Origin of the sequence: Saccharibacillus sp. CPCC 101409 (assembly GCF_030518235.1) — a bacterium.
GTDB lineage: Bacteria > Bacillota > Bacilli > Paenibacillales > Paenibacillaceae > Saccharibacillus.
On record NZ_JAULSA010000003.1, the window covers coordinates 170,422 to 189,931 of the forward strand.

Genomic DNA, 19,510 nt, shown 5'->3' on the forward strand with positions numbered 1-19,510 from the left:
GCCAGCCTTGATTTTACATGAATTCGAAAAAATACCGCACCACATGAAAAAACACCGGCGCCGTATACGTGAGGCTGTCGATCTGGCTCAAATAGCTTTTTTTCGGCGCGGCCGCTTTGTCTTCGCCTTCGATCAGCAGATCGCGCTTGAGTACGGACACGGTCAGGCTGCCGAAGAAACCGGCGAGCGACAGCAGCATGCCGAACCAGAGCGAAGCCTGCGGGCCGAACGGCGTCAGCAGCGGGGCGAGGGCGTACGCGGCGGCCGTCGTCGCGATGAACGCGCAGACGAAACCTTCCCAGGTGAGGCGCGGGTTGGCGGTGGGCACGACTTTCTTTTTGCCGAAATAAAGAGATACCGCCATATGGACCACGTCGTTGAGCTGCGTCAGGACGACCAGGAACAGCACCAGCCCGCCGCCGTATTCCGGGGTCGCGAACTGGAAATAAGCGAGGTGGCTCAGGCCGAATACCATCAGCATCAATCCCCATTGGGTCGAGCTGACGCTGCGCAGGAAGCCGAACGTGCCTTTGCCCAGCAGTCTCGGAATCGGCAGCACCAGGAACACGTACAGCGGGATAAACACGATAAACATGCCGTACCAGCCGGTGTAAATCCAGTAGAACTGCACGGGAATCGCCAGATACGCCCACAGGAACAGCCGCCGGTCGGCTTTGCGGGTTCCCCGGATCATCGAAAAATATTCCTGGAGCGCGAAGAAACACAGGATCATCAGCGAGACCAGCGAGACGGCGGGCGAGAACAGGGTGGCGAGGCAGAAGATAAAGAACATCCCCCACCAGACTTTCATGCGCGCGCCGATGGACGAATAATCTTTGCCGGGCTGCCGGCGGCTGACGAACACGTAGACCAGATTCGCGGCGGCCAAAGCGACAAGCACAAGCAGCAGAACCACGTAAGAACTGAACAAATCATCACCAACTTATCGGGAAGTCGAATTCCGGCAAAACAGTCATATGTTATAATATAGGAATCACTCGAAATGGCGCAATGCCTTTGTTCGGCGCGGGCGTTTGACGAAGCCGGAAGCCGGGCCACGCGCCGGATAAGGAGAGACCCAGGCATGACGGACAATCGCTGTGTTTATATTTTGCTGACGAACACGGGCACGCTGTTTACGCGGATGATCCAGACCTACACGCGCGCGCCGTACAACCATGCTTCGATCTCGTTCGACCGCGAATTGGGAGAACTGTACAGCTTCGGCCGCAAAAATCCGTACAACCCGCTCGACGGCGGCTTTGTGCGCGAGGATGTACGCACCGGCACGTTCAGCCGCTACCCGAACACGACCTGCGTGATCTACGAGCTGAACGTGACGGAGCGCGAAGTGGAGAAGATGCGGCGGGTGCTGAACGTGTTTATCCGCAGCCGGGAAAAGTATCTGTACAACCTGCTCGGCATCGTCGGCGTGGCGTTCAAAGAGCCGGTGGAGTTCAGTAATTCGTATTTCTGTTCGCAGTTCGTAGCCGAGATCCTGCACCGCTCCGGAATCAAGATCTGGAACAAGCTGCCCGCGCTGGTGACGCCCGACGATTTCCGGCAGAGCGAGCGGATGGCGCTGGTGTACGAAGGCAGGCTGAACGCTTACGAGCCGGCGCCGCCGGACAGCCGGCAGGAAATTTGAAGCGTGGACAAAGGAGAGTAACGACGTTGAAAATCGGACGAAACGACCCGTGCTTCTGCGGGTCGGGCAAAAAGTACAAGAAGTGCTGCATCGATAAAGCAATCGTCATCCAGCCGTCGGACAAGTTCGCGCGGCTGCGGCAGGCCGACCCGGCATTCTCGCCGCGATCTTACGTGCTCGGCCGGATTGCCGGCCTGAACGAACGCCTGGCTGCGGAGCCGCGCAGCGAAGAGCTGGACGCCGGGCTGATGGAGCTCGCCGGCGATCTGCTGGACGATCTGGACGGCGCGCGCCTGCACGCGGTTACGCCTTACGGCGAGGGATTCCGCCCGGCGGAGCGCCGCCTGCTCGAAGCGTTGGCGAACCGCCTCTGGGGCGGCCTCGTGCTCGGCGGCTTCGAGGAGCAGGATATCCTGCGTCCGCTGTTGGGCTTCGCTTCGCAGGCGCTGGCGAACGGCCTGGACGAGCGGCAGCCGGTGTCGGGCGCGGTGCTGACACTGGATGAAGACGGCGAGCTGCTGCGCTGGGAGACGGCGCCTTTCGAAGGAGCGGGCGAGCCGGAAGGGTTCGAGCTGGAGGTAAAAGCAGACGGGGAATAAGCGATCCGGAGGAAGGGAAACCGGGTACGCGCAAACGGAGGCCGCGTCTTCGCATCACGCATTCGTGATGCGGGGCCGCGGCTTTTTTGGCGTTGCGATGTGCGCCGACGCATCGGCCGACACAAGATAAAGAAAGAAGTAACCAGGCCCGAACCCTCGTCCGAGCCAAACTCAAAAAAACCTTCATCCCGCGATTGGCGCGGGGGTGAAGGTTTTTTCGTATTCGTTATAGTCTGTGCGAGTTTTCAGACGGGGCCTCCGAGTTTTGGAGAGAACCTGTTTCTTCCTGCTCGAAAAAAAGATCGAAAACCGAAATAATTGCAGGAATACATCTAATTCGCCGAAAATCAACGGAAACCGAACAATAAGAGCGCCAGTACATCTATTTCGCCTGAGAAGCAAGAAAAAAGGCCGATTTCGCAAAATTAAGTGTACCTGTGCAGTTATTTGAGCAGTATCGGAGCCGGGCGGCAAATTAACTGTATCTGCGCAGCTAATTCACCGCAGCGGGATTCCTTACGCCGGGAACCGCACCGAAAACGTCGTTTTTCCGCCGATGGCGCTGCTGGCGGAGATGTGGCCTTTGTGCTGTTCGACGATCGACTTGGCGATCGCAAGGCCCAGGCCGTGCCCGCCCTGCGAGCGGGCGCGCGATTTGTCCGTCCGGTAGAAACGGTCGAACACGCGGGGCAGATGCTCGGCGGGGATGCCTTCGCCGGTGTTGGTCACGGCGAGCACGATCTCGCCGTGCTCGCGCTTCAGCAGCGCGTCGATCGTGCCGTTCGGACCGGCGTACTTGATCGCGTTGTCCAGCAGGATCATCGTCACCTGGATGATCTGCTCGCGGCTGCCGACGATGCCGAGCCCCGGCTCGATGCTGTAATCGAGCGTCAGGTTCTTTTCGAACACGACCGCTTCCATCGTCAGCATCACGTTCTCGACCGCCTCGCTCAGATCGAAGCGGGCGAAGACCATATTGGTCCGCGAGTCGTCCATCTCGGTCAGGTAGAGCAGATCGCCGGTCAGCTTCGCCATGCGCTCCGTCTCCGACTTGATATAGCGCAGCCACTTCTCCTGGCTGCGAATCGTGTCGTCGCCGTTTGCCAGCAGCACGTCCGCGTTGGTGTTGATTACGGCCAGCGGCGTCTTGAGTTCGTGCGACGCGTCCGCGATAAACTGTTTCTGCTTGTCGAACGCTTCGCGCACCGGCGCGATCGAACGGTTGGCGAAGAATCGGCTGAAGAAGAACAGCACGATCAGCATAACCAGGCCCACGGCCAGAAACGCGTAGATCAGAGTCGTCAGAATGGACTGACGGGACGTCGTATCGATAAAAACGTACATGGTGCCGTCGCTCGTCTTGAGCCTGCTGAAGGTCCAGCGGCTGTCGTCCAGCGTGAAATCCCCCTGATCGCGGCCGATCGACTGCGCCAGGCTCAGCGCCTCGGCGTAGAAGTCGTCGGTTACGCTCATATTGAACCGGGACTCCGTCGCGGCCAGCGTACCGGTCGAGTCGGTGCGCAGCATGAAGGAAACCGAACGTTCCGGCGGCATGTCGCCGCTGCCGAAGCCCGGCGGAGGTCCGCCCATATCGCCGCCGCTTTCGCCGCTGCCGGCTGCCGCTCCCGAACTTTCGCTCCCGTCCGCCGCGGCGTTATCCGCCGAACCCGCGGCGGCATCCGTTCTTTCGGCCGCGGCGGAACCGCTCCGGCCGGTATTTTCGCCGCCGCTGCCCGAACCGTTCTGCCCCGGATTCCCGCTTCCGTCGGCGCCCGGCTGCGCATCGTTCAGGTCGCCGTCGCGCAGATTGCCGTCCATGCCGCTGCGGTACAGATTGGTCGTGCGGTCCAGGTCCATGCCGATCTCATCGTGCACCTGACGGTACGTAATCACATAAATCGTCGCGAACGCCACCAGCATAATCACGACGATCGTGACCAGGTTGACGATCAGGAACCGGTTGCGCAGCTTGCTGAACAAGGGATTCGACGAATTTGACGTTTTGGCGCCGAACATTCCCATTACGCTTTGCCCTCCTCCAGCACGTATCCCACGCCCCGGATCGTCGTGATACGCGTTTCCGAACCGAGGAAATTCAATTTTTTACGCAAAAACGAAATATACACTTCCACATTGTTGTGCTCCGCTTCCGAATCGAATCCCCACAGCTTCTCGATGATCTGCTCTTTCGACGTGACCGCCTGCTTGCGCAGCATCAGCAGTTCCAGCAGCTCGCACTCTTTGAGGTTCAGCTTCATTTCCTTGCTTTTGACCGTCAGTTTGGGATTGGCCGTGTTCAGCCTGAGATCGCCGAATTGGAGTCCTTCTTCCGGCACCACCTCGCCTTTGCGCCGCAGCGCCGCCCGGATTCTCGCCAGCAGCTCGTCCGCGGAGAAAGGCTTCGCCACATAATCGTCCGCGCCGTAATCCAGCCCCGCGATCTTGTCGGGCGTCTCGCCTTTGGCCGTCAGCAGGATCACCGGAACGGACATGCCTTTGCCCCGCACCGTTTTGAGAATGCTGATCCCGTCCATGCCCGGCAGCATAATATCGAGCAGCAGCAGATCGTAAATATCGCTGAGCGCGTAATCGAGGCCGTCTTCGCCGTCGTGGACGACATCGACCGAGTAATTGTTCTTTTTCAAAATTTGCGACAAGGCTTCCGCCAGATGCTGTTCGTCTTCCACGATCAAGATTCGCATGAGTTTGCCACCCTCTGTTTGAGTTCTGTTTGTGCGTTGTGTTCATTATATCGGGCATACCTTTAATCAATCTTAAAGTTTTGTAGGGTGAAGTGTAGGGGTGGGGCGATCACGGCGCAGCCTTCCGTAAAGGAGGTGAAAGCCATGATCGTTCTCGCGGAGTTTGTGGATGTGTTAAAAGGTGCAGCGGCTGCATTGAGCATTTTGTTCAGCGGCCGAAAATTGTACCGATTGGCGCGTCGTAAAATCAAGCAGCGCAAGAGAAAACCCACCGCTAAAGGTTGACAGCCCGCGGTGGGTTTTGTACTAAGCAATTAGTGCGCGCCGTGGTTTCCCCCGGCTTTGTGTCCCAGCTCTGCCGTTCCAGCGGCAGAGCTTTTTGATTTGTTTCAATTATACTACCGGGAGCAGGACATTTTCAATCCTTTGCAAAAGCAGCATGGAAAACCTTAAATAAAATACAGCCTAGAGTCCAAGTGCAGCGATCTGCGCCTGGACTTTTTTTGCCGATAACAGCTTTTACAAAAGAATTTCCGTCTGCGGCATACCTATTTTGGTCTGAGTTTTTACCTTTGCAAATATGCTGCATATAATGAAAGAAAACCGCGGAACGCGAACGCAATGTAAAACGGGTGTAAAAAAACGGGGCGATTTCCCAGGATTTTTACAAACATCTCGATTATTTAAGATTCATTAAAGGTTGCGGCTCTAAGATACAGGTATGGCAAGCGAACACGAAAACCTACAGCGAAAGGAACGATGAAAGATGGCGATCGAGGTCTTCAACCGGTACGAAAGCAAATACCTGATGGATCATGCGGCTTACGAGAAAATTTACGCGGCGCTGCTGGAATATATGGAGAAAGACGAATACAACAAAAACGAGTTCTACTGTATCAGCAACCTGTACTTCGATACCCCGCACGATTCGTTGATCCGCCAGAGCCTGGCCAAGCCGAAATACAAGGAAAAGCTTCGCCTCCGCGCTTACGGCGTACCGAACGAAGACGCGAAAGTCTACCTGGAGATCAAGAAAAAAGTGTTCGGTCTGGTCAACAAAAGACGCACGGCGCTCAAGCTGAACGAAGCTTACGAGTTTGTCCGCACCGGACAGCCGCCCGAATTCCAGCCTTACATGAACGCCCAGGTGCTCGACGAGATCGAATACTTCCTCCGCCTGTACGACCTGGAACCGAAAGTGTATCTCTCCTACGACCGCAAAGCCCTGTTCGACAAAACGAGCCGCGATCTGCGGATTACGTTCGATACGAATATCCGCTGCCGGCGCTACGACGTCCAGCTGGAACGCGGCGATTACGGCGAGCAGCTGATGCAGCCGGGCCAGTGGTTGATGGAAGTGAAAGCGGAGAAGACGGTGCCGGCCTGGCTGTCGAAAATGCTGTCCGAACACGGACTGTACCGCACCAGCTTTTCGAAATACGGCAATGAATACAAGAAGCTGCTCAAAAACAGACGAATGGTGCCCGACCTGAATCCCAATATCCAATTGAACGCGGTAAGCGACCTGCCGACTACCGAACGTGCAACCGAAAAGGAGACTGTGCTTTATGCTTGATTCCATCCTCAACAGTACAACGACCGCAACGACCGACCTGACCCTGACCAATGCCCTGGTGACGATCGGCCTGGCGATTATCCTGGGCGCGATCATCAGCCTGACTTACATGAAAACGAACAAAGCGACCTACACGCAGGGCTTCACCCTGACGCTGGTCATTCTCCCGATCGTCGTCGCGGTCATCATCTTGATGATCGGCAGCAACGTCGCCCGTGCGTTCAGTTTGGCCGGCGCGTTCTCGATCATCCGTTTCCGCAGCGCGGCGGGCGATCCCAAAGACATCACGTACGTCCTGTTCACGATGGCGGCGGGCCTGGCCTGCGGCGTCGGCTCTCTCGGCTACGCGGTACTGTTCACCCTCATCCTCTGCGTCGTGATGTTCGTGCTCAGCCGCTTCAAATTCGGCGTGAAAAAGTCGCAGCAGAAGACGCTTAAAGTGACGATCCCGGAAAATCTCGGCTACGAAGAAGCTTTTGAAGAAGTGTTCCAAAAGTTCGGCGTGCAGCACGATCTCAAAAAGATCCGCACCACCGAACTCGGCAGCCTGTACGAACTGGTTTACTCGGTCACGATGGATCAAAGCGTCAATCAGAAAGCGTTTCTCGATTCGATCCGTACCCGCAACGGCAATCTCGACCTGTCGCTGACCATGGCTCCTCCGGTAGCGGCGGAATACTAAGTTTCTCGTCCAACGTCAGACAAACCATTCGGCCCGGCGCGGCTGTTACAGGGCGTCCGGGCCGGGCCTGCGCATAGAACGAACGCGTGCACAATACGAATCCGAACCGAAGAGAGGAAGAATCTTACCCATGAAAAAGACAACCAAGATCGAAAAAGCGAAAAAGTTCCAGACTGCAAAAGCGAAGCGGACCGCGGCTTTCCTCGGCGCGGTTCTGCTCTTGACCGGCGGCGCGGCAAGCGTCAGCGCCCAGGGGCTGTCGTGGAGTTCCTACAACGGCTATCTGCTCGCTTCCACGAGCGCCGATGCGACAACATCCTCTTCCGGCGCCGCGTCTTCCGCGTCGGACCTGAAAGTCGCGAATCTGAAAGTCTCCGATCTCGTCACGCTCAAAACGAAAGACTACGGCGTATCGTGGAACAAATCGACGTATACCACGATTGCCCTGAACAATACCAAAGCGACGGTCAGCGGTTCGGGCGCCAAAGCGACGGGCAGCACGGTCACGATCTCCAAAGCCGGCACGTACGTTATCAGCGGCAAGCTGACGGACGGACAAATTATCGTCGCTGCCGCCGATACGGACGATGTGCATATCGTGCTCAAAGGCGCGACGGTCGCGAACGACTCAACGTCGCCTTTCTATATCAAATCGGCGGATAAAGTCGTCGTCACGCTGTCGGCGGGCACCACCAATACCTTTACCGACGCTTCGGACTATACGTTCGCCGAAGGCGAAGACGAACCGGATGCGGCCATTTTCAGCAAAACGAACCTGACGATCAACGGCACGGGCGCGCTGAACGTGACGGGCAATTATAAAGACGGCATCCACAGCAAAGACAATCTGAATATCGTGAACGGCAAGATTACGGTCAAAGCCGCGGACGACGCCATCGTCGGCAAAGACCGCGTCGTGATCGAGAACGGCACATTCAAGATTACGGCCGGCGGCGACGGCATCAAGTCCAATAACGACAGCAACACGGCCAAAGGCTTCGTCGCGATCTCGAACGGCACATTCGATATCACGGCGGCAAACGACGGCATCCAGGCGGAAACGTCGCTCGTCGTGGACGGCGGCACATTCAATATCGTGACCGGCGGCGGATACAAGAACGGTCCGGAACATACGGAAGAAGGCCCGGGCGGCATGGGCGGCGGAGACTTCGGCGGGCAAATGCCGGAAGGCTGGACGCCTCCGACCAACGCGGACGGCACAGCCATGACGCCTCCGACGAACGCCGACGGCACCACGACGCCGCAGGTTAACGCGGGCGGAACGCCTCCGACCAACTCCGACGGCACGACGACGCCTCCGACCGGCACGACGAATCCGGCGGGCAATAGCAATGCGGCGGCCGGTACAACGACGACCGACAGCAGCGCGACGACCGAAGAAGAAACGTCCGAGAGCATGAAGGCGCTCAAAGCCGGAACGGAATTGGTCGTCAACAAAGGCACGTTCACGATCGACGCGGCCGACGACGCGGTGCACAGCAACGGCAACGTCAATATCGTCGGCGGCACGTTCAATATCGCGACCGGCGACGACGCGTTCCACGCCGACGCGGTGCTGGAGATTTCCAGCGGCAAGATCGTCGTCACGGACAGCTACGAATCGCTGGAAGGCTTCGTAATCAATATCAAAGGCGGCGATATCGACGTGACCGCTTCCGACGACGGCGTGAACGCGGCCGGCGACGATCCGACGGCAGCGGCGGCGGATACGACTACGACGGCTCCGGCCGCTCCGGCGGCAGGCGCGTCGACGAGCGCATCCACAAGCACGTCCACCGGCAGCGCTTCGGCTTCCGGCGCGGCTTCGACCGATGCGACTTCGTCCGCTTCGCAGATGCCGGGCGGCGGCATGGGCGGAGGCGGCATGATGGCCGCCAGCAACGCGATGCTGAACATCACCGGCGGCACGCTGACGGTCGACGCGGCCGGCGACGGTCTCGACTCCAACGGCTCGATCAAGATGAGCGGCGGAACGGTCATCGTCAACGGCCCGACGGATAACGGCAACGGACCGCTCGACTACGACGGCACGTTTACGATTACCGGCGGCACGCTCGTCGCTTCCGGCAGCTCCGGCATGGCGCAGGCGCCGTCCACGGCTTCCAGCCAGCGCTCGCTGGGCATTACGTTCGCGACTTCGCTTGCGGCGGGAACTCTGGTGCACGTGGAAGATTCGTCCGGCAACAACGTTCTGACTTTCGCGCCGGCCAAATCGTTCAGCTCCGTCGTGGTCAGCTCTTCGGCGCTGAAAGCAGGCGAAACGTACACCGTTTCGACCGGCGGCAAGTCGACCGGCACGAACTTCGACGGTCTGTACACCGGCGGCACATACAGCGGCGGCACGGCGTATACGACGTTCGAATTCTCGGATAGCGAAGCGACGACCTGGGTGAACGCTTCCGGCGTCACTACCGCGCCGAGCGGCATGGGCGGTATGGGCGGCGGCATGGGCGGAGACGGAACGGACCGCGGACCGCGCGGTACGAACGCCTCCGGCACGACGAGCAGCACGAGCGCGTCGGGGACTTCGACAAGCACAAGCACGACGACAACGACGAAGTAAGCCGGCAGGTTTGTGGCAGCCAAGCCATAGACCGGGCCCCATCTATAAAAGCGTCCGCTTTTCCCGGAAGTCGAGGGGGAAGCGGACGCTTTTTTTGCCGTATGCGGGATGTCGTATGATAGAAGGAACAAGGAACAGCCGCTTACGCGCCGAAGGCCGCCCGATCCGACATTTCGGTGCAGGGATTGCAAGGCTTTGCGCGGCGCGCGTCCCTACAATGAAGAAGAAAGGAGGGTTCGTATGGATTGGCTGGATCGCATGAACGGCGTTATGGATTATATCGAGCGCAATCTGGCGGAAACGATCGACTACGGCCGGGCGGCGGCGATCGCCTGCTGTTCGACGTATCATTTGCAGCGGATGTTTCCGTTTATCACCGATGTGCCGCTGTCGGAGTATGTGCGGCGCAGAAGACTGACCCTGGCCGCGTTCGAGCTTCAACAGGGGAACGCCAAAGTGATCGACGTCGCGCTGAAATACGGATACGAGTCGCCCGAAGCTTTTTCGCGCGCGTTCAAAAAAATGCACGGCATCGTCCCGGCCGACGCGCGCAAACCCGGCGCCCGGCTGAAAGCCTATCCTCGGATGTCTTTTCATATTTCAATTAGGGCGTGGCTTCAAGTTCCGAAGGAAGCAGATTTTGCTGAATTTTCGTTCTCGGCAAGGAACTTTTTCGAAGGCGTGCCGGGGCACGTCAAGGGAAAGTGACGCAGTAGAGAGCGAAAAGGCGGCAAAAGATGCACTTCAGCGAATTTGAAGACACGCCCTAAGGAGATGCGGAGATGAATTACAGGATTGAAGAAAAAGGCGGTATGGAGATGTTCGGCAGGGTTACGGAAATCGGGAATATCGGCGAGCAGCCGTTCGAGCAGATTCCCGACTTTTGGATGCAGTGTATCGGCGACGGAACGGTGGACCGGATTCGCGCGGCCGCCGGGCTGCCGGCGAACGGACAGATCCACGCCGTGCTGTATCACAAACAGGAAGACCGAATGTCGTATTTGATCGGGTATATGCCGCCGCCGGGCGGCGCGCCCGAAGAGTTCGACCGGCTGTCCGTTCCGCCCCGGACGTATGCGATCTTCTCGACCGGAACGTATCCGGACGGGCAGAGCGACATCCATTCGCTGTGGAAACGGATCTGGAGCGAATGGTTCCCGACCAGCGATTACGAATCGCTCAACGAACCGGAATTTGAGATGACGTACGACCGGGAAGACGGCCTGTACGAGATGGAGATCTGGATTCCGGTCCGGCGCAGGATCGCGGATTAATCGCGGTAAAAGCGCAGGCCCGCGGGGAGAAACGGCTTCTCCGGCGGGCTTTTTTTGCATGGAACAAGCCTCGGCGGCGAACTCGGCAGGGAAAAGGGAAGGGCGGGGACTGCAAGGAGTTCCGTCCGCTGTGCTAGAATGTAGAAACTGAAGCGAAAAAGCGGGCGCAATCTTACTTTTATCCGGGTCGGCGTACCGGGCAGACGCCGGAAGCTTCGAACAAACCGGAACGGTTTCCGGAAAGGAGAGCGCCGATGCAGATGTTGTACACGCGAAGAGGAAGTATTACCGTCAGCCTGATTCTGCTGTTTATTTTCTGGACGCAGTTTCCCGAAACGATATCGGCGAGAGCGGCGGCGGTCGTGCTGTGCCTGAGCTATATCGCCGGATTGAACGCCGCCGCGAGAATCCCTTCGTCGCGCGTTCTGTCCGCTTTATTGGCGGCGCTCTATGCGATGGCGATCGTTTACTGGCTGGCATTCGACGATCGGACCGGTCTGCTGTTTACGCTCCAGGGCTTTCTGCTCAGCTATATGGCGCTCAAGCTGCCGGAACGGCTGTCCGCGATCGAAGCGTCGGCGATGCTGCTGCTGACGTTCCTGCTGCTGGTCTTCTACGGCGGCCAGCCCTGGCTGCCGCTGATCCGGCAGGACTTGTTTATCTATGTCGGCCTGTATATGCTGCTGCGTCTGGTCCGGCTCAGACGGATTCGCGAAGACGAACAGCGGGCGTATGCGGAAGAAGAGCGCAAGCATACGCAGGCGCTCCAGGTCGTGCACGCCGAGCTGGCCGAAGCGCACGCCGATCTTCAGCGTGCGCATGAAGAACTGGAGCGGGCGACCGTGCAGTCGCTGCGGTACGCCGTGCTGGAGGAGCGCAGCCGGATCGCCCGCGATATTCACGACAGCATCGGGCACCGGCTGACGTCGGTGATCGTGCAGCTTCAAGCGCTGCCCTACGTGCTGGGGAGCGACCCGGCGGAGTCGGAGCGGATCGTGCGCACGGTATTGGACGTGGCGCGCGCCTGCATGCAGGAAGTGCGGACCGTCGTCCACGATATGGGCGCGGACGAGACGGGAGCCGGCGCGCTGTCGCTGCGCAGCCTGGTTCGCCAGGCCGCCGATGCCGGCTCGCTCAAGATCGGACTGGATCTGGGCGAGGAAGCGGGGCGCGAAGCCTGGCCGCCGGAAACGGCCGCCGTGCTTTACCGCTGCACGCAGGAAGCGCTGACCAATACGATCCGGCACGCGAACGCGAAGCGCGTGGATATCCGGGTGGAGCAGCGAGCCGGCGAAGTCTCGCTGCATTACCGCGACGACGGCGAACTCAAGCCGGGCGAAGAGCTGCGCGAAGGCTTCGGGCTGAGCGGCATCCGCAAGCGCTGCCGGGACGCCGGCGGGGAGTGCGTCATCGAAGCGGCCGAGCCGCACGGAATAAGCATCGAGATCCGGCTGCCGCTGGCGGCCGATACGAATAGGGAGGCGCGGACGCATGGATAGAGCGCGGATTCTGCTGGTGGACGACCAGCCGCTTGTGCGGCAGGGGATGAAGTATATTATCGGGGCGCAGCCGGATATGGAAGTGGCCGGGGAAGCCGGGAACGGGCTGGAAGCGGACGAGCTTGCGGCAGCGTCGCGCCCGCACCTGATTCTGATGGATGTGCAGATGCCGGGGCTTGACGGCATCGAAGCCGCGCGGCGGATTCTGGCGCGGCAGCCGGACTGCCGGATTGTGATCCTGACGACGTTCGATACGGAGGAATACGTCTTCGAAGGCATCCGCGCCGGCGCGGTCGGCTATCTGCTCAAAGATACCGAGCCGGAGGAACTGCTGGCCGCGATCCGGGCGGCGCTGCGTGGGGAAGTGATCTTCCGCACGGCCCTGGCCGCGAAGCTGATCGGCCAGGCGCTTCAGCGGCAGGCACGGGGCGCGGCGGAGACGTCGGGCTCGGAATCCGGAGCGGAATCGAAGGCGCAGCCGCAGGGCGGCCCGGGCGGCCGCGGCGGCCGGAGCAGCGAGCACGGCGGAAACCGCGCCGACGGGGCCGGCGGCACCAGAGCAGGTGCCAGCGGAGCTAGTGCTGGAGAAGAGACCGGACCACTCCAGCCGTTTACCGCGCGGGAACTGGAAGTGCTTCAGCAGATGGCCTACGGCCTGCGCAACGAAGAAATCGCGGCCAGGCTGTTCGTCAGCGAAAGCACGGTGAAGACGCATGTGCATCGCATCCTGCAAAAGTTCGACGTGCAGGACCGGACGCAGGCGGTGGTGTACGCGATCCGCAGCGGGATGGTGGAATAAGCCGGGCGGCGGCAGGCTGTCGAGAAAGCCGGGTATTGTTCCAAACGGAAAATAGCGGCACAGGTACACTTATTTTGAGCGAAACCCTTCGATTTTTTCAAATAACGACGCAGGTGCAGCTATTCGGGAGCCAAAAGCCGAATCGGAGCGAAAAAGATCGAAATAAATGTATCAGCGCAGTTATTTTCCCGAAAACGTAAGATTGAGCCGGAATAAGGGCCTATACGCAGCTATTTCGTTTCTTCTTGCCCTTTGCTTTATTTCTCAAGCCCTTTCCCCGGCCTTTCCTTCCAATCGAACCTGCCCCCTTGTCAACGCTAAAGGTAAGGTTATCTTCGCCTGGGATTCGTACCTGACCCGTGTACGAAGTTTCAGGGTGGAATCGCACCTAAAGCGTGTGCGTTTCAGGCGAACATCAACCACGGATTGAAAATTGACAAAGTACGAGCTAATCAGGTTTACATCCAATCGTTTCTCGACAATCCGGACCGGCATAAGCCGGTTCTTTTTGCGTGAAGAGAAAGCCGGGGATGAAGAGTTGTGGATAAAATAAAGCGCCGAAAACGGATATGCACATTGTGGATAACCATAATCGACAGTTTTGAGGTCGTTTTTGCTGTGGATAACCGATTTTTGGCCGCAGCGCATCCACCTGCAGATGGACAACGTTTCAATTTAGAACCGATCTGTCGGTGGACGCGGCTTCTCCTTGCGGGGGATATGATGAAGACATCCCAAGAACAACACAAGGAGGCAACAACAATGACAACCGCAACCTGGATTTCGACACTCGCTATTTTCGCTCTTCTGACCTGGACCACGTTCGGCCGAAAAGTCTTCAATCCGATTCGACTGATTCTGCCGATCGGGGTCATGAGCTATTTTGGTGCCACTTATCTGAGAGATATCCCGAGCGGCGGCAGCAACGGCTGGGTGCTCGCCGCATCGGCCGCTTTCGGCGCATTGATCGGCGCGCTGCTGCTGCTGATGTCGCATGTCGAATACGACAACAAGACTCGCAGGACTTATATCACAACAGGCATCGCCAGCGTCGGCGTTCTGTCGATCATGTTCATTCTGCGCATCGGCCTGGTGCAGTGGGTAACGAGCCACGGCAGAACGGCTTACGAATATTCGCAGCTCCACCACTTCGATCTGTACATCATCGGACCGGCGTTCATCTTCATGGCGGGTTCCATGCTGCTCGTCCGCATCGTCGGTCTGCTGGTTCGGGCAAGACGGATTCGTTCGGAAGCCGTATCCGGATTGAGCGCTTGATGAAAAACCGGACCGATGACCGACAAAGGCCGGCTAACGGAGTATCGTCCGTCAGCCGGCCTGTTTGATGGTTAGTCCAATTGTATCAGTCGATCAGATCCGACTTCTTCAGAAGCCGCTCGATCAGAACGGCGACTTCGGCGCGGGTGACATTGGCTTTGGCGTCCAGTTTGTCGCCGCTGCGTCCGGTAATCAGTCCCGCCTTGGCGGCCAGTGCCAGATTGTCTCTGGCCCAACTGCCCGCCTGATCCGCATCGGAGAAGGCACTCAGTGCGCCTGTGTTTGCCGCTCCTGTGCGGTCGGCCAGGCCCGTCAGCTTCATCGCTTTGGCGACGATTGTCATGGCCTGTTCACGCGTGATCCGGGCATCCGGCCGGAATGTGCCGTCTTCGAATCCGGCAATCAGTTCGTACTCGGATGTGGTCTGCACAGCGCCCGCATACCAGGAAGCTTGCGATACATCGGCGAATGAAGTCTCGCCGCTGCCCAGCTTCAAGCCCAGGCCGCGTACGATGATCGCCGCGAATTCCGCCCGCGTGATGTCCGCGTCGGGGTTGAAGGCCGTGTCGCTGACCCCGTTGACGACCATACGGGAACTCATGTCATTGACTGCCGCTTTCGCCCAATGGTTCGCGACATCCGCAAACGTCATCGGATGCCAGACGACCGAATACGTGCTGTTGGTCAGGCTGTTGATCTCGGCATAGTATTTCCCGTCGATCCGAGTTACTTTGGTCGGCACATGGCGTACCGTTCCGTCCGGGTCGACGACGATGCCCGTCGTGATGCGGGAAGGATCGATGCCGTCGGGCAGCGCTACGGTCCGCTTCACATAAGCGTTGAAATTGGTGACTTCCGTGCTTGTTCCGTTGTAAGTCGCCGTGACTTTGAAGTCCAGCGGAGGCGCGACCAGCGTCAACTGCCGCTCGGCCGCCGCAGCCGCCACCGTTTGATTCATCGAAGCGGTCGTTTCGCCGATGGATACTTCCAGTTCGATGTTTTGCAGATTCGCCTGGCCGCCGAGCGTGCGGGCCAGCGCTTCGATATTGATTTCTTTGGCAGGGAGCGTATAAGAAGCTTTATTGGTCTGGAGAACGAGCGTCGCCGATTGATTTTCCATATTCTTGACGATCTGCCCGTTCAGCTTGCCGACGATGACGTTCGAATCGAGCGTCACGGGAATCGTGACGACCGCTCCCGGTCCTTCCGCGTTCAGTCTGTCTTGAATCCTGGTCGAATCGACAGTGATCGCCGTGGTAGTTACCGTGCCGGCCGTCGTCGTACTGGCTGTGCCGGCATTCTCCTGCTTGCCGTTGACCAGAACGTTAACTGTTCCGGTCGTCGACGTGCCGCCTGTCGTACCGGTAGACGTGCCGCCTGTCGTACCGGTAGATGTGCCGCCGGTACCGCCACCGCCGCCCGTATCTCCCGACGTCGGCGGATTGCCCGTATTCGAGCCGCCGCCCGGAGCAGGCGGTTCTGCCACAACCACGGCCGCTGCCGTGCCGAACTTCAAGACCTTACCGTCGGCATCGACTTCGGCGATTCCGATTAGATTCCCATTCGCTGCGGACACAAGCCCGCTGCTTGGCAGGGCGGAATAGCCGGTCAATTGACTTCCGACAATCGGCACAACCGCTTGTCCACCCTTGAAGATGGTGTACATCAGCTTATGGCCCGAAGTCGGAGCCGGAGTGACGGCGATTCGCGTTCTGCCGTCGTTCTCCGCTCCGCTCGGGTCGGTGGCGGTGACGGTCAGACCGCTTGCTGGAACATTCGGCGTATAGGTGAGCGATGCGGCCGGTCCGGCAGGCACAGGGCCGTCCGCCGCTATGCGTACCTTGACGTTATGGCTGCCGCTCAGGTTCGGTGCGTTGGTTCCGTCATAACGGATATAAGGGCCGTCGTCGACCGAAAATTCCATGTAGGTATCCAGGCCGACAATGGTATTATTCACATCGTCGGCGGTAACGCCCGGAGCCGGAGGCACCACGATGTTCGAGGCCAGGATGACCCGTTCGACAGGCACGGAAGCGAAGCTGTTCGCTGTGGCCTTGGTCCGAATGAAGTAAGTGTTCGGAGTCAGTCCGGTAATGGTCGATCCCGTTCCGCTTGTCCAGGAGAGATCGGCCGCTCGCTTGTATTCCATGTCGGACGTGACGTCGATCAACGTTCCGTCGTTATGATTCGCCAGCGTTTCATCCGTTTTGTCTACGCCAATCGGCGCCGCCTGACGAGTGGACAGAGACAGAGATTGAGCGGGACTTTCCTTGGTATAGATTCCGTCGCCCATCTTGACGATCTCGATCACGGTATTGATCCAGGCTTCTTCGATAAGCAGATTGCCGTTTGAATCCGTGGTGACGCTGATGCCGTTTACGGTGTAAGCGGCGTTGGCATTCAATCCGGTCAGTTGTTCCGTCGCATAATCGACGCTGCCTGCCGGAATGGATTCTGGCACGGCCATGAAGGCCCCTATCGTCAGTGAGATCGTCTCAGACACGAAGGCGGTAGAGCTTCCCTTCACCCGTACATAATACGTATCCGGTGCTAATCCGGTAAGGGTTGAACCGGTACCGCTTGTCCATGTCCCGTTCTCGCCACGCTTGTATTCCATCGTGGAGTCTACTCCGGCCAACGTCCCATCCTGGGTATTGATCGCTGACTCGTCCGTCTTGACGATGTTGGATGGAACCGGCGGCCGCCCGGAGATTTGAAGGAACTGTTCCGCGCTGTTTGCCGTAGTTGAACCGTTGCCAGTCTTCATGATCCGCACTGTCGTATTGAACCAGGCATTGAGGATGGGAAGATTGCCGTCTGCATCTGTTATCACTGTGTCAAAGCCATTGATAACGTATACACTGTTGTGCGCCAGCCCTGTCAACTTTTCCGTCTCATAATCGATCTGGGCATTTGGCGTATTTTCCGGTGGAGCCACAAAGGTCTTTATGGTCACCGAAGTCGCAGCGGAAGCGAACGTCGAGGCCGTTGCCCGGGTTCGGACCTCGTACGTATCCGGTGCGAGACCGGTCACGTCCGATCCCGTTCCGGCGCTCCATGTCCCATTGCTGCGTCTGTATTCCATAGCCGATGTGACGCCGGTCAATATCCCGTTATTGCCGTTGATGGATGTCTCATCCTTCGCGCTGATTCCCGTCGGGACTGCCGGGCGGGAAGGGAGGACGATCGACTGTTCTTCGCTGTCTGTACTAGATGTGTTGTTGCCTTTCTTGACGAGTTTAATCGTATTGCCGAGCAGGGACTCTCCAATCGCCAAGCTGCCGTTTGGATCGGCTGTTACCCCTGTACCGTCTATAGTATACATGGCGAAAGGAATCAATCCGGTCAATCGTTCCGTCGCGTAATTAATGACCGCTGCCGGAGTTTGTTCTTGTGAAGATCCTACGTCGAATGCTTTTACTCTGATCGAGTAGTGATAGTTGGGCAATTCCTGTTGATTCCAAATTCCGACACCGTTGGCATAACCGGAGAACAACCTGAATTCAGGGCCGTATTGAGTCTCAAAGTATCCCATCCCCGGGTCATAATCCTTTAGAGCGATTGGACCTGAATCCACTTTTTCGGTGGTAGATATCAGATTGCCCCAATCATCGTAATAAGTTAAATTCGCGTACCGCGTACCTTCATAAGCTTGGCCGGTTGCGTTCGCATTTTCTTCCCCGGCCTTGGATGCTGCGTCTATGCTGAGAGTCACGAAGCCGGAAAAGCTGCCGCTTTTATAAGGAGCCGTCACGCCATTCGTCATGGACCCCTGAATTGAGAATGTTTTGAGTTCAGTTGCGTTTCCGTCATAGATTCTGAGGCTGGTATTGCCCGAAGTATATCTATACGTTCCAAATAGAAAATTCCCGTTTGACAGCGATTCAAGAAATACTTCGGGTTTGCTGCTTCCGTCATTGATTTCCTTTGTCGTGATAAGTGATCCATCGTTATTGAAGAACTTTAGATAAACGCTATTTGAGGCTCCACCGGCGAGATAAGCCACTACATAATTGCCATTGCCCGCTTTAATCTGCGCCGTTCTTGAATCCGTAGTCTCAAGCAGAGTGTCATTTGTGACGGCAACGCCGCTAGGCGTGAAAATTCGGGTCGCCAGAGTGGCATTGTCATTTCGACGGTAGGAGAAGATGATGTTTCCGTTGGATAGTTCCGCGATCGTTACATATTCGGTGAGCTTAGGTGAGCTGGCCTGGTTGAAGGTATTGATTTTGGTTTGTTGCAAGACTTTGTTGCCGTTCTCGTCCAAAATCATAAAGTAGGCACCGGGTGCGCTTTCCGTAACCGTTCCTTGTGAGGGATTGCTTTGGAGCATGCTCTTATTGTATTCAATCAGAATCCGGCCGCTGCTGAGTGTCTTCATTCTGATTGCCATACTTTGATAACGAGTATCCATAAGCGGGTTAAGGCTCGTATTGCTGATTAGACTTCCGGCAGTATTATACACTTTCAAATTCTGGTAGGAGGAAGAGCCTGAAGGAGTGGTTAATACAGCGGTGCTGCCGTTGGGCAGCCCTTGTATATCCTGCACGTAAAAACCTTGTCCCGACTGAACATCGGTCTGAATCACAAAGCTGCTCGTCTGATTAAACGGCGGTCCGGCGGCATACGCAGGAGCGGTCATTACGGGGATGAATGCGACCAGTAACATGAACGATAATCCGAGTTTTCCGAGCTTGTTGAACATAGGTTGCCTCCCGTCTCATAATTCGATACTTTGCTATTTTCGCAAAAAAAGGCCAGGGATTGACATGCAGGTTGCAAAGCAAAAAAATGGGATAAAGAAGGTACAGAGACATTCGATGAGGAAAACTGAGCGAAGTGTTAAAAAATGTAATATATCTTTTTTTC

14 protein-coding genes and 1 pseudogene are annotated in these 19,510 nt (G+C 57.6%); 11 read left to right on the top strand and 4 right to left on the bottom strand.

The genetic code is table 11. From position 1 onward, the window contains the following. Window positions 1–13: 13 nt before the first annotated feature. Complete coding sequence (locus tag QWJ34_RS08690) at window positions 14–931, bottom strand: phosphatidate cytidylyltransferase (protein ID WP_302726996.1); 918 nt, start codon at window positions 929–931, stop codon at window positions 14–16. A 153-nt stretch (window positions 932–1,084) separates the two neighbouring features. Here QWJ34_RS08690 and QWJ34_RS08695 point away from each other — a divergent pair, with 153 nt between their 5' ends. Both QWJ34_RS08695 and QWJ34_RS08700 read left to right on the top strand, forming a co-directional pair. Continuing rightward, window positions 1,085–1,648 carry a hypothetical protein gene (locus tag QWJ34_RS08695; protein WP_302726998.1) on the top strand — a complete coding sequence of 188 codons (564 nt, stop codon included), beginning with the start codon at window positions 1,085–1,087 and terminating at the stop codon, window positions 1,646–1,648. Window positions 1,649–1,674: 26 nt separating this feature from the next. Beyond that, entirely contained in the window at window positions 1,675–2,247 is a 573-nt protein-coding gene (locus tag QWJ34_RS08700) for an SEC-C metal-binding domain-containing protein (protein WP_302726999.1), read from the top strand. Window positions 2,248–2,763: 516 nt separating this feature from the next. On the opposite strand, the gene QWJ34_RS08705 is transcribed toward QWJ34_RS08700, so the two are convergent. Further along, window positions 2,764–4,269 (bottom strand): sensor histidine kinase, encoded by a 1,506-nt coding sequence (locus QWJ34_RS08705; protein ID WP_302727000.1) that lies wholly within the window; start codon window positions 4,267–4,269, stop codon window positions 2,764–2,766. Further along, window positions 4,269–4,949 carry a response regulator transcription factor gene (locus QWJ34_RS08710; RefSeq protein WP_302727002.1) on the bottom strand — a complete coding sequence of 227 codons (681 nt, stop codon included), beginning with the start codon at window positions 4,947–4,949 and terminating at the stop codon, window positions 4,269–4,271. The genes QWJ34_RS08705 and QWJ34_RS08710 overlap by 1 nt, the downstream gene beginning before the upstream one ends. Window positions 4,950–5,093: 144 nt before the next feature. On the opposite strand from QWJ34_RS08710, the gene QWJ34_RS08715 reads away from it, so the two are divergent. The 9 genes and pseudogenes from QWJ34_RS08715 (at window position 5,094) to QWJ34_RS08760 (ending at window position 14,641) form a co-directional block, all read left to right on the top strand. Beyond that, window positions 5,094–5,234 (top strand): hypothetical protein, encoded by a 141-nt coding sequence (locus QWJ34_RS08715; protein ID WP_302727004.1) that lies wholly within the window; start codon window positions 5,094–5,096, stop codon window positions 5,232–5,234. 481 nt (window positions 5,235–5,715) lie between these two features. Beyond that, entirely contained in the window at window positions 5,716–6,525 is an 810-nt protein-coding gene (locus tag QWJ34_RS08720) for a polyphosphate polymerase domain-containing protein (RefSeq protein WP_302727006.1), read from the top strand. Continuing rightward, complete coding sequence (locus QWJ34_RS08725) at window positions 6,518–7,207, top strand: DUF4956 domain-containing protein (RefSeq protein WP_302727007.1); 690 nt, start codon at window positions 6,518–6,520, stop codon at window positions 7,205–7,207. Before QWJ34_RS08720 ends, QWJ34_RS08725 begins: the two co-directional genes overlap by 8 nt. A gap of 130 nt (window positions 7,208–7,337) precedes the next feature. Then, window positions 7,338–9,791 (top strand): carbohydrate-binding domain-containing protein, encoded by a 2,454-nt coding sequence (locus tag QWJ34_RS08730; RefSeq protein ID WP_302727008.1) that lies wholly within the window; start codon window positions 7,338–7,340, stop codon window positions 9,789–9,791. Between the two features lie 240 nt (window positions 9,792–10,031). Then, a pseudogene (locus tag QWJ34_RS08735) lies at window positions 10,032–10,400 on the top strand (helix-turn-helix transcriptional regulator); the annotation flags it as partial. Window positions 10,401–10,573: 173 nt separating this feature from the next. Next, window positions 10,574–11,065: a GyrI-like domain-containing protein gene (locus QWJ34_RS08740; RefSeq protein WP_302727010.1), complete on the top strand. Its 492-nt coding sequence runs from the start codon at window positions 10,574–10,576 to the stop codon at window positions 11,063–11,065. Window positions 11,066–11,319: 254 nt separating this feature from the next. Continuing rightward, window positions 11,320–12,564, top strand: coding sequence for a sensor histidine kinase (locus QWJ34_RS08745; protein ID WP_302727011.1), 1,245 nt, complete (start codon window positions 11,320–11,322; stop codon window positions 12,562–12,564). Continuing rightward, window positions 12,557–13,363, top strand: a complete 807-nt coding sequence (locus tag QWJ34_RS27100) for a response regulator (protein ID WP_368046396.1) — start codon at window positions 12,557–12,559, stop codon at window positions 13,361–13,363. Before QWJ34_RS08745 ends, QWJ34_RS27100 begins: the two co-directional genes overlap by 8 nt. 762 nt (window positions 13,364–14,125) lie before the next feature. Next, window positions 14,126–14,641 carry a hypothetical protein gene (locus tag QWJ34_RS08760; RefSeq protein ID WP_302727013.1) on the top strand — a complete coding sequence of 172 codons (516 nt, stop codon included), beginning with the start codon at window positions 14,126–14,128 and terminating at the stop codon, window positions 14,639–14,641. 85 nt (window positions 14,642–14,726) lie between these two features. Here the strand turns inward: QWJ34_RS08760 and QWJ34_RS08765 are convergent, their stop codons facing one another. Then, on the bottom strand, window positions 14,727–19,346 hold the full coding sequence (locus tag QWJ34_RS08765) for an S-layer homology domain-containing protein (RefSeq protein WP_302727014.1): 4,620 nt from the start codon (window positions 19,344–19,346) through the stop codon (window positions 14,727–14,729). Window positions 19,347–19,510 lie beyond the last annotated feature (164 nt).